The sequence below is a fragment of the Microbacterium sp. gxy059 genome (genome assembly GCF_050958665.1).
Classification (GTDB): domain Bacteria; phylum Actinomycetota; class Actinomycetes; order Actinomycetales; family Microbacteriaceae; genus Microbacterium.
This window is the reverse complement of the sequence record NZ_JAMXWT010000002.1, coordinates 188719-201007: the sequence shown is the minus strand read 5'-3', so window position 1 is coordinate 201007 and position 12289 is coordinate 188719. Positions and strand designations below refer to the sequence as shown.

Here is a 12289-nt window from a genome sequence, read left to right as displayed (position 1 = left end):
GACGCCGTCTTCGGGTGTCAGAGGTGCGGCATAGCCTGTCGTCGTGACCGATGTGACCTTGGCGCCCTGGGCTCCGCAGCACCTCCCGCTCCTGATCGCGGCCAACACCGCGCCCATGACGCGCCATCTCGGCGGTCCGGAGAGCGACGAGGAGATCCGTCGACGCCACCAGCGCTATCTGCGGCTCGATGGGAGCGAGGGGGCGCGGATGTACGCCATCCAAGCCGATGGCGAGCCCGCGGGCGGCATCGGCTTCTGGCCGATCGACCACGACGGCGAGGCCGCGTACGAGACGGGGTGGAACGTGCTGCCGCGGTGGCAGGGGAAGGGCGTCGCCGGCACGGCCGTCCGCGCGCTCATCCCGCTCATCGCGGACGAGGCGCCGCCGCGGGAGCGCCTGTTCGCCCACCCCTCCGTGGACAACGCCGCGTCCAATGCCCTCTGCCGGGGCGCCGGATTCGACGACCTCGGGGAACGGGACGTCCCCTTCCGCGGAGTCGTGCTGCGCACGCGGGTCTGGGCGCTCGCCCTGCTCTGACGCCGTCTCGTCGACCGGGGCGTTCGATCCGCGATTCGGGACGGCCCGAGGGCGCTCAGCCTACGGCGGCCTCCTTCGGCGGGTTGTGCATGAACTCGATGCGGATGCCGCTGTCGTCCTCGACGAACGACGCGTAGTAGCGCTCGGAGAACCGCGGGTACGTCTTCGGGTCGCGCACGGCCGTCCAGCCCGCGTCCATCGCGACGGCGTGCAGGCGATCCACGTCGTCGCGGGAGTCGACGGCGAAGGCGAGATGCTGCCAGCCGACCTCGCCGTGCGCGTGCGGCGGCGCGTCCTCGCCCCGCGCGCCGAAGATGATGAACTCCGACTCGTCGCCGACGCTCCACGCCGTGCTGCCGTCGGCGTCGAACCGCTCGTAGCCGAGGGCGCGGAGCACCGGATCGAACTGCTCGCGCCCGCGTTCGAGGTCGACGACGGAGATCCCGAGATGGTCCAGAAGAGGCATGCCCCTCACCGTAGGGGTCGCGCGATCCGCTTTCCACCGGTCGGGCGCGACCTGCTCGACCTCAGTACGGCGCGGTCCGCTCTCCCGCGCCGAGCCGCAGACGCGCGGTGAGCTCGACGATCTCCGCGCGCGTGAAGGGACGCGAGGATCGTGGAGGCAGCTCGCGGATCACGCGTCCGTGCAGGAGTGCGGCGGAAGGCTCCGCGTCGGCGAAGAGCGACGGCGACCGGTCACGGCCCTTCCTCTTCCCGCGAGTCGACGGCGAGCCCACTGCGCTCCGCGACGGCCGCCGCCTCCGCCGCGACCCACGCGGCCGCCTCGGTCAGCGCGGGGTCGTCCGTGCCGAGCACCGCCGCGGCCTGCGCGATGAGCTCGTCGGGAAGGGTGCGCTCCGCCGGGGCCTGGAAGAGATCCTGCGGCCCGGGGAGCAGATCCGCGTCGATCCCGCTCACCCACGCGCGGGCCGCGTCGGCCAGCGGCGCGACGTCGGTCTCCGTGAGCGTCCGCATGCGCGCGCTCACGGCCGCGTCGCGCACCCTCAGCTGATGGATCCCCGCCAGGCTGGTGCGGTGGACCGCGTGCGGGGTGCCCCAGCGGGTCAGCGAGGTGGGGACGACGAACCCCTCGTCGTCGGCGAACTGCTCGTGCCAGTCGAGCACGTCCCAGTGGCCTCCGCCCGGACGCACGAGACGCCCGGCGCCGATGCGCTCCGCGTCCGGCAGATCGTCGACGGATCCGTCGGCGTGGATGATGCGCTCGTCGGTCACTCCCCGCAGGCGCCCCTCGGAGCGGCTGCGGGCGAGCACGACGGTCGCGTGCCGACCGTCGTGCGTATCGAACAGCGAGTCGGCGGTGGTCTCTGTGACCGGCTGCCACCGCACCGCGTGCACGACGTACCCCTCGGCGTCGTGCGGGGCGAGCAGCTCCGCGATCGCGTCGGGCCAGCGCTTCGCCCCGATCTCGCCCGTCTCCGGGTCGAGCGCGAGGCCCGCCCCTGTGGCGAAGGCGCCGTCGTCGTGGACGACCGCACCCGCCCGCTGCTTCTCGGGAAGCATCATCTCGCCGGCGCGCAGCAGCCCCACGTCGGTGAGGCGGCCGCCCGGGACGACGATCGACATGCTCTCGTCGGAGTTCCACGCACGCCAGTCCCCGCCGTCGAGCACGCCCTCGCGATCCTGGTGCGACCAGCGCAGCACCGTCTGCGTCTTCCCTCGGACGGACCGCTTGACGGAGAAGAGGATCCGCCCGTCCGAGAGAGCGAACGAGAAGTCGCGGTACTCGTCGCCCCGCGGCGCGTCGAACACGTGCTCGGCGACGCGGCGCGCTCCGTCGACGAACACCACGCGTCCCTCCGTCGTCCACAGCCCCACGGCGGGGAACGCCTCGACGGGACCGCCGACGCCGCTCGGCGGTCCGTCGTCCGACGCGTGCGCGCGCGCCAGCTCGGCGTACGCGGCCTCGAACGCGGGCCAGGTCAGCTCCGTCCGCAGGCCCTGGCGCAGGGCGCTCGCCGTCAGGCGCGCGGGGTCGTAGTCGCGCCGGAGGGCGGCGATCGCCTCCGGGCACGCGTCCTCGAGAAGGCCCAGGAGGTCCGGGGCGAGAAGCGCGGACAGCCGGGGAAGACGGGCGTGCGCCTGGGCGAGCGTGGGGCGGCGCCTCCCCGCGCGATCGGCGGAGAGCAGGCCCTCCCCGCGCTCTCGCGAGGGCGAGCGCGTCTGCCGGGCATCCGGCATCCACCGGCTCCGCAGGTGCGCATCGCTGCTCCAGTCCGGTTCCAGCGCCTGGGCGATGACGGCCCGGCCGCTCGGGCTCTGCGCGAGCGCGCGGACGAGAGCGGGGTTCGCCCGCGGCGGTCCCGAACGCCGATGCCCGGGCTCGGGCAGGAGCGCGAGCGCCGCGCGGACGCGCATCTCCGGATCCGCCGCCAGCCGGTCCAGGGGCAGGCGGGCGTCGTCTGCGAGCCACCCCTCCATGTCGAGGGCGCGATCGCTGTCGGAGAGACGACGCGGCTCGGCCACGTGCAGCGTGGACGCGCCGCGGTCCAGGATCGCGTCGAGCACACGCACGGGAATGCGGTCGATCGCGGCGGGCACCGTCAGGCGCGCGCCGTCGAGGTCGGGCAGTGTCTCGATCAGCGCGACGAGCTTCTCCGTCCCCCGCGCGGAGTCGGGCGCGGATCGGTGCTTCGTCCCCCATGCGGCGACGTGCGCGAGGAAGCCCTCGATCCAGACGACCGGATCCGCGGAGCCGTCGCGCAGCCGATCCGCGGCGCCGCTGCGCTCGACGAGGTCGAGCCAGTCGGCGGGCTCGGCTTCGGCGGGGATCTCGGAGAAGAGCGCGTCTGCGGCGTCCGGACGCGCGGCGAGATAGGCGCCGAGCGGATCCCTCGCGCTCTTCCAGAACCCCGCCGCGGCCCGCTGCAGCGCCGGGGCGTCGAGGAGCGCGTCGAAGAGCCTCGCCTCGGTCTGCGCGCGCTCCGGCGCGGAGAGCTTCGCCCCGCGGATGAGCCGCCCGAGGTCGGCGATGGCGCCGGCGTAGGGAGCGAGGCCGGCGCGAGTGCGCTCGATGAGCAGGGTGAGGAACTCCTCCAGCGCGTCGGCGGGCGCCATCCGGCTCGGGAGATCCTTCGACTCCGCCGTGAGGGCCTTTACGGGGAGCGCGCCCGCGAGCGCGAACTCGAGGAGCGCCTGCCGGTGGCGCGCCTCGTCGATCGCCAGGGCGTGGGTGCGCTCGACGTCGCGGGCACGGCTGAAGAAGCGGCCCGCCTGAGCGGGCTGGTCGTGGGTGAGGAAGATCCGCGCGACCTCCTCGTAGAAGGTGGGGAGGAAGTGCGGGGCCGTGCCGTCGAGGGTCTCTGCCGCGTCGAGCGCGAGCTGGGCGGCCGCGCCCGGCTTCGATCCGGCGCGGCGCTCGATGCGGCGCAGGTCCCCCACGAGGGCGAGCGCGTGCGGCGCGTTGTCCGGATCGGTGAGGATCGGCCACGCCGGGAACCCGACGGCCCGCGCGGGGGCGCGGCCCACGACGGGCGGCGCGGATCCCGTGGCGTTCTCAGCGGGCACGAGGCCCACCGCGGCGAGCTCGGCATCCGAGGCTTCCACGAGCGGCTCCTGGACGAGGCGCACGACGCGCACGTCCTCGAACACGGGATGCGCGGAGGCGCGGGCGGCGACGGGGACCTGTTCGACGGGGCGCACGCTCATCGCTCCTCCTCCTGCTCGATCGTGCGGCCCGCAAAGATGTGCGCGGCCATCCGCATCCCCTCCGACCAGGCGACGGGGCCGACGTCGCCGAGCGGCAGGCGCGCGCCGTCCGCCGTCCACTGGAGATGCCCCGTGATCGTGGGCGCCTCGGGGTGCTCGGCTCCCACCCAGTACGCGGCGGTGACGGTGCGGCCGCCCTCCGCGACGCGGACGACCGCGAAGCCGCCCCGGATGCGGTATCCCGCCGCCACGGCGCGCGCCGTGGCGTGCCGCAGCTCCGCGAACTCTCCCCCGGCGCAGTCGTCGACGCGGTCGACGCCCGCGGGCGGATCCTCGGGCCGGGCGTGCACGTCGCGGAACAGCTGGTCGAACCGCTGCTCGATCCCCAGATCGGCGGCGGACGCGCGGAGCTCGTCGAGATCGTCGATCAGAGCGGGGTGCGGCAGCAGGACGGCGTCGGCGGCGAGCCGCACGGAGTCGCCGTCGAGGTCGACGACGCCGAGCCCATCGGCGTCCGCCGCGCGGAGGAAGCCGGTGCGCGGCGCGGCGACATCGGCCTCCGTGACGACGAGGTCCGCGAGCCAGCTGCGCCACACGGGATCGGTCCAGACCTCCGCGAGGAGGAGGCGGCTCACCGGCTCGGATCCGAGCAGCCACCCCTGCACCGTCGCTCCCGCCTCCTCGTCGTGCCGAGCGAGGAACCCGCGCAGCGCGTCGAGCTGCGCGTGCTCCTCTGTCTTCCGCACAGCGACGGGAACCGACTTCAGCTCGCGGCCCGCGGCGCTGCGCGCGACGATCGCACCGTCGCGCAGGGTGATCTCGTGTCCGGTGGAGACGGTCATCCAGGCCATGGGATCCTCTCGGTCACTCCGCTCCTCGCCCCGTTCGGGGTCGCGCGGATGCCTGCGGCTGATCCGTGCCAGAATGCCACACGCCGCGGAGACGCCCGCGGGCCCTCAGTGCGACGGGTCCATGCCCTCACAGCCTTCGGCGCAGATGCGCCGGTGCATCCGCACCGAGACGAGGTCGCATGACCGACACGACGCCCCCAGGGGCCCCGCAGGTCGACGCGAGGAGATCCGCCGCGCCGCGGCCGAGCTGATCATCGAGGAGCAGCCCCGCCCTCTCGCCCGCCGAGCGGTGGCGCACCGCGCGGACCCTCAGTCCGCCGCCGCGTGGACAGCGGCGAGGACCGCGTCATCTCCCAGCACGCGGAAGTGGCCGGCGGCGTCGATCTCGACGTTCGTCGCGCCCTCGAGGCGGGAGCCGCCGGGGATGTGCGGGTCGAAGCGCGGGAAGATCGAGGTGATCCGGGCGTCGACGTCGCGGCGCGCGGCGAGGTCGAGGATCGTCGCGTCATCGGGACGCAGGGCGCGGATCGTGCGGTGCGGCACGAGGCGGGCGAGCGTCGAGCCCGCGAACGGCGTGGCGATGGCGACCATCCGGTCGATGCGCCGCCCGTCGTCCTCGAGCATCATGAGCTTGCCGATCAGGCCGCCCTTGCTGTGCGCGACGAGGACGACCCCCTCGAGCGCTCCCGCTGCGAGGAACGCGGATCCGAGATCCGCCGCCTCCGCAACGGAGACGGTGTTGCGCCTCAGCTCCGGAAGCGCGTGCACGGGGTGGCCCGCCGCGTGGAGGCTCCGGGCGATCCGGCGCATCATCGTCCAGTTCTCGAGGACGCCAGGCAGGAGCAGCACGGGAGCGCGCTCTCCCGCGGCGAACTCCGGCGGCATCCGCGGACGGAGGATCCCCGCGCCGATCTCCCGCAGCGACCAGCCGTAGTCGACGGCTCGCGCCGCGGCGCGCTCGAGCCCGATGCGCACGCGTCCGCTCGGCTTCGGCATGCGTCGAATCTACGGGACCGCGCGGAGGACGCGCGTCAGATCGCGAGGCGCCCGGTCGCGAGAGCCCACACGACGACGACCGCCGTCAGCGCGATCCCGGCGAACAGCGCCACCTCCCCCGTGCGGAACGGGCGCCGTCCTCTCTGCCGCCTGGTCCAGACGTACAGCAGCGTCATCGGCGCCGCGAAGAGCGACGCGAGCAGCGCCAGCTCGACGCCCGCCGAGGCGAGCAGGAGCATCGCGTACGCGCTCGCCGCGAGCGCGATCGCCGCGTCGCCGCGGTGCGCCGCCCGGGGACGCACCCCGCTGATGCGCAGCAGGAAGAGCGCGGTCAGGAGGAACGGGAACAGCGCCATCACCGCCGTCATGTCGAGGGCGAACGCGAAGGCGTCCTCCGCGAAGACGGTCAGGATCAGCACGACCTGGGCGAGGAGCGTGCTCATCAGCAGCGCGTTCCCCGGAGCCCCGCGACGGTTCTCCCTGCCGAGCACGCGGGGCATCACCCCGTCGTTCGCGGCCGCGAACATCACCTCGGCCGCCATGAGCGTCCACGACAGGTACGCGCCGAGCACGGCGATGATGAGCCCCGCCGCGATGAAGACCGCGCCCCACGGCCCGACGACGGCCTCCATGACGCCCGCGATCGAGGGCTCCTGGAGACGGGCGATCTCCTCGCGCGGGAGCACGCCGTAGGAGACCACCGTCACGGCGGCGAAGAGCGAGAGGACCGTGAGGAAGCCGAGGACCGTCGCCCGACCCACGTCCGACCGGCGCCGAGCGTGCCGCGAGAAGACGCTCGCCCCCTCGATGCCGAGGAAGACGAACACCGTGAGGAGCATCGTGCCGCGCAGTTGCTCGAAGAAGGTCCCCGCCTCGGGGCCGCTGCGCCAGTTCTCGGCGAGGACCGCGGGGTCGAGCGCCGCCGCCGCGACGGCGAGGAACACGACGATGGGGATGATCTTCGCGACCGTCACGATGCGGTTCACGGCGGCGGCCTGCGTCGCCCCCGCGCGCACGAGCAGGAAGAAGAGCCACAGCCCGACGGAGGAGCACGCGATCGCGAGGGGCGTGTCTCCCGCGCCGAGCGCCGGGATCCACTGGCCGAGCGTCGACATGATGAGCACCCAGTAGGTGACGTTGCCGATGCACGAGCTCGCCCAGTAGCCGGCCGCAGAGAGGAAGCCGACGTACTCGCCGAATCCCGTGCGGGCGTAGGTGTAGATGCCGGCGTCGAGGTCGGGGCGGCGCGTCGAGAGCCGCTGGAACACCAGCGCGATCGCCAGCGTCCCCGCCCCGGCGACGGCCCAGGTCGCGAGCGCCCCGGCGATGCCCGTCGAGGAGGCGAAGCGCTGCGGAAGCGAGAAGACGCCCGCGCCGATCATCGATCCCACGACCATCGCCATGAGCCCGACGAGCGAGACGGTCGCGCGCGACGGCGCCTGCGCGCTCTGCGCCATGGAGGGCTCCTTCTCGCCGGGTGTCCGTCAGCTCGCGCGGCGGCGGACGCCTCGGCCGTTCTCGCGCGGGCAGAACACTACGCGGCTCCTCCTGCCGAACCGCTGGGACGGCAGGAGGAGCGGATCCCGCCCCGGCCCGGCCCGCGGCGTCCGGGCCTCCCGGAGGCGCCGGGCGATAGGGTGGATCACGTGCAGGAGCAGCAGGACGACCGGACGGACGCCGCGCTCGATCTCGACGCGGAGCGGTTCGAGGCGCTCGTCGTCTCCGAGCTCGACGCCCTCCCCGACGACATGATCGACGGCCTCGACAACGTGATCTTCGTCGTCGAGGACCGCCCCGAGGACGGATCCCTCGACCTCCTCGGCCTCTACGACGGATTCGCCCTCACCGAGCGCGAGCGCTACGGTTCGGGCGAGCTGCCCGATCGCATCATCGTCTACCGCGAGCCGCACCTCGCCCAGTGCGAGACGCTCGACGAGCTGCGCGACGAGGTGCACACCACCCTCGTCCACGAGATCGCCCACTTCTACGGGATCGACGACGAGCGGCTGCACGAGCTGGGGTGGGCCTGATGGGCGCGCACGCCGTGTTCGCCTCGCCCGTGCGGGACGAGGAGACGGAGCGCGCCGAGGCGCCGTCTCCCGCGAGCCCCTGGCAGACGGTCGTCTGGGACGACCCGGTGAACCTCATGAGCTACGTCGCGCGGGTGTTCCGCGAGTACTTCGGGTTCTCCCCCGAGAAGGCGACCGAGCTCATGCTGCGGGTGCATCACGACGGCCACGCGGTCGTCGCGGAGGGCGCCCGCGAGCAGATGGAGCTGCACGCGCAGGCGATGCACGACTACGGCCTCTGGGCCACCGTGAGAAAGGCCCCCCGATGAGCGACCCGCTCGTGATCCTCACCCTCACCCGCATCGAGGCGACGCACCTGCGCGACCTGGTCGGACAGTTCTCCGAGCTCGTGACGGAGCAGCCGACCGCGGGCGACCCCGCCGTGCAGCGTCTCACGCCCGACGCGTACCCCGACGACCCCGACGCCTCGACCGACTTCCGCCACGTCACCCGCAGCGAGCTGCTCGGGCGGCGCGCCCACGATGCCGCCACCGTGTCGGCCGACCTCGACCGCATCGAGAAGGCGGAGCTCGACGAGGCGCTCTCCCCCGTCGACGTCGCGATCGCCGCGGAGCACCTCGACCCGTGGCTGCGCACTCTCGCCGCCCTGCGTCTCGTGCTCGCGAGCCGCCTCGGCATCGCGTCCGACGACGACGCCGAGCGCGACGAGGAGGATCCTCGCGTCGCGCTGTACAACTGGCTCGGCTACCGCCTCGAGGGCCTCATCCAGGTCGCCGAGCAGCGCGAGGACGGCGACCAGGACTGATCCGGCGCCTGCTTCCTCAGCAGGCCGTGATCGCGGTCGTCGCGAGCGCCTGCGGATCCTCGCGCCGGATGTGCGCGCTCTCCTGGTCCGCCCACATGTCCCAGAAGGGCTCGAACCCCTCTCCGTCCCGCGCGAGCGCGCGCTCGCGACGCAGACCGGCGTCGCCGTCCATCCAGATCGATGCCGTCGCGTGCCGCGCCGCCGCGACGCTGAGCGCTCCGCACCCCTCGACGACGAGCGGCACGGCAGGATCGACCGGGTCGCCCTCGGCGTCCCAGACGCCGCGCTCCCAGTCCCACCGGCGGTATCGGCCCGTCCGCCCCGAGGCGTGTGCTGCGAGCAGCCCGGCCGCGATGCGCGATCCCTCGCGGAGCCCCGACCAGCCCGGATAGAACTCGTCGAGAGAGACGAGCCGGCACGCGCCCGGCCACGCGGCGGCGAGGGCGCGCGCCACCGTCGTCTTGCCCGCTCCGCTGCGGCCGTCGATGACGATCCGAGGAGCGGCGACGCCCGCCTCTCGCACCGCCGCGAGCGCCGTCTCGACGACGGCGCTCGCGGCGGGCGGAACGGTCAGCGGCGCTTCTTCAGGCACTTGATGACGTAGCCGAGCGCGCGGCCGGCGACGCACACGAAGGGCGTGAGCACCGCGAGCAGCGTCACCACGTTCGGCGCGAAGCGGAACTCGGAGCCGCGGCGGATGTACGCGCCGACGGGCACGGAGAATCCGCCGCCGCCGCCTCCGCCGTTGCCGGCCTCATCGGATCCGCCGCCGAATCCCGACCACGCGGCCGCGACGGGCAGCACCTTCACGCCGTCGAGATCCTGCTGCTCCCCGTACGCCGCGGTGACGCCGAGGTTGGACGAGAGCTTGCCGAGTTCGATCGCGATGTTGGGCATGGCCCCACGGTACCCCGATTCGCGCCCGCGCGACGCGCGCGTCAGTCCGAATCCTCGGGCGGGCGGGCGTGGGTCGGCACGTGGCGGTCCCGATCCCGGGACGCCAGGAACGCGGCCCGTGTGACGGCCCCTGCGCCGAAGCGCTCGCTCGCCCGGTCGAGGGCGCCCTCGACCTGCTTCCACTCGCCGTCCTCGTCCCACAGCGCCGGAGCCGACGACCCCGCGGGCAGGAGCCGCTCCGCGCGGACCCCGACGAGGCGGACCGCACCGCGCAGGTCGAGCGCGTCGAAGAGATCCCGCGCCGCCCGGCCGATCCGCTGGCCGACCGCGGTCGGCTCGGCGAGGGTCTGCGAGCGCGTGACGGTCGTGAAGTCGGCGTATCGCACCTTGATCGCGACGCCCGCCGCCTCCACCCCTCCCCGCCGCAGCCGCACCGCCACGCGGTCGGCGAGCCGCAGCAGCTCGGCGCGCAGCAGCCCGACGTCCGAGACGTCCTCGTGGAAGGTCTCCTCGTGCGACACGCTCTTCTCGATCCGCTGCGTCTCGACGCCGCGGGGATCCCTGCCGTGCGCGAGGTCGTGGATCCTGGCGGCCTGCGCCTGCCCGACGATGCGCGCGAGCACCCCGACGGGCGTCTCGCGCACGTCGCGGATGGTGCGGATCGCCCGCGAGGCGAGGGCTTCCGCCGCCTTCGGCCCGACGCCCCACATGGCGCCGGCCGGACGCGGATCGAGGAACTCCTGCGTGCGGGCGGCCGGGACGATCAGCAGGCCGTCGGGCTTGGACAGCGTCGAGGCCATCTTCGCCACGTGCTTCGTCGCGGCCGCCCCGATGCTGCAGACGATGCCCGTCTCCTCGCGCACGCGTCGGCGCACGAGCCGCGCCACGTCCCCCGGCGGACCCCAGAGGCGCCGCACGCCCGCGACATCGAGGAAGGCCTCGTCGATCGACAGCGGCTCGACGAGCGGGGTCACCCCGCGGAACACGTCCATCACCCGCGACGACGTCTCGCGGTAGGCCTCGAAGCGGGGCGGCACGACGACAGCGTGCGGGCAGAGCGCCAGCGCGCGGCCGAGCGGCATCGCGGAGCGCACGCCGAACCGGCGCGCCTCGTACGACGCGCTCGAGACGACAGAGCGCCCGTCGCGGTGGGCGATGACGATCGGCTTCCCCGCGAGCGAGGGGTCGTCGCGCACCTCGACGGACGCGTAGAAGGCGTCCATGTCGGCGTGCAGGATCGTCGCGCCCTCGTCATCCGCGCCGTCGCGCGACACGAGCCGCCCGGTGCCGTCCTGTCGTCCCACGGATCCATTCTCCCGCGCGCGGGCGGCCCTCGCGCGCGATCAGAGCTCGGGATCGAGATCGAGACGCAGCTGCATCACCCGCGTCGCCGCCTCGTCGAGCCGCTCCTCGGGGAGCTCGCCTCCCTCGACCGCGGCCGCGATCGCGTCGGCGACCTGCGCGGGCGTCTCGGGGGTGGATCCGGCGATGACGAGCGCGAGATCCGCGCCGGCGGCGAGCGCGAGCACGGCGTCCTGCGCGAGGTCGGCGTACCGCTTGTCGCCGGAGGAGAGGAGCATCCCGAGGTCGTCCGTCACGGCGACGCCGTCGAACCCGAGCTCGTCCCGGAGGATCTCGTACCAGCGGCTCGACAGGGAGGCGGGCGCGTCCGGGTCGATCGCGGTGAACCGGAGGTGCCCGGCCATCACGAGCTCCGCGCCGGCATCGATGCCCGCCTGGAACGGCACCGCGTCGGTCTCGCGCCAGGTCTGCTCGTCGAGGTCGGTCGAGGGGATCGCCTCGTGCGAGTCGCCTTCGGCCGCGCCGTGTCCGGGGAAGTGCTTGAGGGTCGTCGCGACCGTTCCCCTCTCCGCCTCCACGACGGCCGCCACCCGGTCGGCGACGGCCCCCGGATCCGTGCCGAACGAGCGCTCGAAGATGAACGACCCCTCGCTGCGCGGCACGTCGGCGACGAGACCGAAGCTGATGGTCGCGCCCGCATCGGCGACGAGCTCGGCGCGCTGGGCGAAAGCGTCGGCGGCGGCCGAGGGCGAGGCACCCTGCAGCTCTCCTGCGGAGGGGAGGTCGTCCCATGGCAGACGGGAGACGACGCCGCCCTCCTGGTCGATCGCGATGAGCGGAGCGGGCGATGCGCTCTCCGAGACGCGCGCGGTGAGCTCCGCGAGCGCCTCCGGGGCGTCGGGGACGTTGTCTCCCATCAGAATGAGAGCCTGCGGGCTCCCGGCGGCCATCGCCCCGGGGTCGGTGCCGGGCACGTATCCCATCACCACCGTCTCGGCGCGCTCGCGGAGCGTCATCTCCGCGACGATCTCCTCCGCCCCGCGCGTCTCCGGATCGGGCGTCTCGGAGGTCTCAGGCGCCGGCGATGCGGATTCTGCGGGCGGCGCGCCAGGCGCCTCCCCGCTCTCCGCGGACGGCGCGCACCCCGCGAGGACGACAGAGGCGGCCGCCACCCCGATGAGCAGCGGCCGCCTCCTGTGCATGG

At 74.0% G+C, this 12289-nt stretch carries 13 protein-coding genes; 4 read left to right on the top strand and 9 right to left on the bottom strand.

Features of this window, described 5'->3' with window-relative positions:
• The first annotated feature begins 43 nt into the window (after positions 1 to 43).
• The gene (locus tag NHL53_RS02520; RefSeq protein ID WP_433774828.1) at positions 44 to 538 is read left to right on the top strand and encodes a GNAT family N-acetyltransferase; all 495 of its coding nucleotides are present in this window, start codon (positions 44 to 46) and stop codon (positions 536 to 538) included.
• Positions 539 to 593: 55 nt separating this feature from the next.
• Here the strand turns inward: NHL53_RS02520 and NHL53_RS02515 are convergent, their stop codons facing one another.
• The 5 genes from NHL53_RS02515 to NHL53_RS02495 all read right to left on the bottom strand — a co-directional run bounded on the left by NHL53_RS02515 (position 594) and on the right by NHL53_RS02495 (position 7508).
• Positions 594 to 1004, bottom strand: a complete 411-nt coding sequence (locus NHL53_RS02515) for a VOC family protein (RefSeq protein ID WP_433774826.1) — start codon at positions 1002 to 1004, stop codon at positions 594 to 596.
• A 230-nt stretch (positions 1005 to 1234) separates the two neighbouring features.
• Complete coding sequence (locus tag NHL53_RS02510) at positions 1235 to 4204, bottom strand: hypothetical protein (protein ID WP_433774824.1); 2970 nt, start codon at positions 4202 to 4204, stop codon at positions 1235 to 1237.
• The gene (locus NHL53_RS02505) at positions 4201 to 5046 is read right to left on the bottom strand and encodes a DUF4132 domain-containing protein (RefSeq protein WP_433774822.1); all 846 of its coding nucleotides are present in this window, start codon (positions 5044 to 5046) and stop codon (positions 4201 to 4203) included. The genes NHL53_RS02510 and NHL53_RS02505 overlap by 4 nt, the downstream gene beginning before the upstream one ends.
• 318 nt (positions 5047 to 5364) lie before the next feature.
• Positions 5365 to 6051 carry an esterase/lipase family protein gene (locus NHL53_RS02500; protein WP_433774820.1) on the bottom strand — a complete coding sequence of 229 codons (687 nt, stop codon included), beginning with the start codon at positions 6049 to 6051 and terminating at the stop codon, positions 5365 to 5367.
• Between the two features lie 35 nt (positions 6052 to 6086).
• Positions 6087 to 7508, bottom strand: coding sequence for a basic amino acid/polyamine antiporter (locus NHL53_RS02495; protein ID WP_433774818.1), 1422 nt, complete (start codon positions 7506 to 7508; stop codon positions 6087 to 6089).
• Positions 7509 to 7799: 291 nt separating this feature from the next.
• On the opposite strand from NHL53_RS02495, the gene NHL53_RS02490 reads away from it, so the two are divergent.
• The 3 genes from NHL53_RS02490 to NHL53_RS02480 are packed head-to-tail and all read left to right on the top strand — an operon-like array spanning position 7800 to position 8886.
• Positions 7800 to 8081: a metallopeptidase family protein gene (locus NHL53_RS02490; protein ID WP_433774977.1), complete on the top strand. Its 282-nt coding sequence runs from the start codon at positions 7800 to 7802 to the stop codon at positions 8079 to 8081.
• A complete protein-coding gene (clpS, locus tag NHL53_RS02485) occupies positions 8081 to 8389 on the top strand; it encodes an ATP-dependent Clp protease adapter ClpS (protein WP_433774816.1) in 309 nt (102 codons plus the stop codon). The genes NHL53_RS02490 and clpS overlap by 1 nt, the downstream gene beginning before the upstream one ends.
• Positions 8386 to 8886, top strand: coding sequence for a DUF2017 family protein (locus tag NHL53_RS02480; RefSeq protein WP_433774814.1), 501 nt, complete (start codon positions 8386 to 8388; stop codon positions 8884 to 8886). The genes clpS and NHL53_RS02480 overlap by 4 nt, the downstream gene beginning before the upstream one ends.
• 16 nt (positions 8887 to 8902) lie before the next feature.
• On the opposite strand, the gene NHL53_RS02475 is transcribed toward NHL53_RS02480, so the two are convergent.
• Genes NHL53_RS02475 through NHL53_RS02460 form a run of 4 tightly spaced genes read right to left on the bottom strand, consistent with a single transcriptional unit; the run spans position 8903 to position 12287 of the window.
• Complete coding sequence (locus tag NHL53_RS02475) at positions 8903 to 9478, bottom strand: hypothetical protein (protein WP_433774812.1); 576 nt, start codon at positions 9476 to 9478, stop codon at positions 8903 to 8905.
• Positions 9457 to 9783, bottom strand: a complete 327-nt coding sequence (locus NHL53_RS02470) for a hypothetical protein (protein WP_433774810.1) — start codon at positions 9781 to 9783, stop codon at positions 9457 to 9459. Before NHL53_RS02470 ends, NHL53_RS02475 begins: the two co-directional genes overlap by 22 nt.
• Before the next feature lie 41 nt (positions 9784 to 9824).
• Positions 9825 to 11087 (bottom strand): DNA polymerase IV, encoded by a 1263-nt coding sequence (gene dinB / locus NHL53_RS02465; RefSeq protein ID WP_433774808.1) that lies wholly within the window; start codon positions 11085 to 11087, stop codon positions 9825 to 9827.
• Positions 11088 to 11126: 39 nt separating this feature from the next.
• Positions 11127 to 12287 (bottom strand): glycoside hydrolase family 3 N-terminal domain-containing protein, encoded by a 1161-nt coding sequence (locus tag NHL53_RS02460; protein ID WP_433774807.1) that lies wholly within the window; start codon positions 12285 to 12287, stop codon positions 11127 to 11129.
• Between the last annotated feature and the right edge of the window lie 2 nt (positions 12288 to 12289).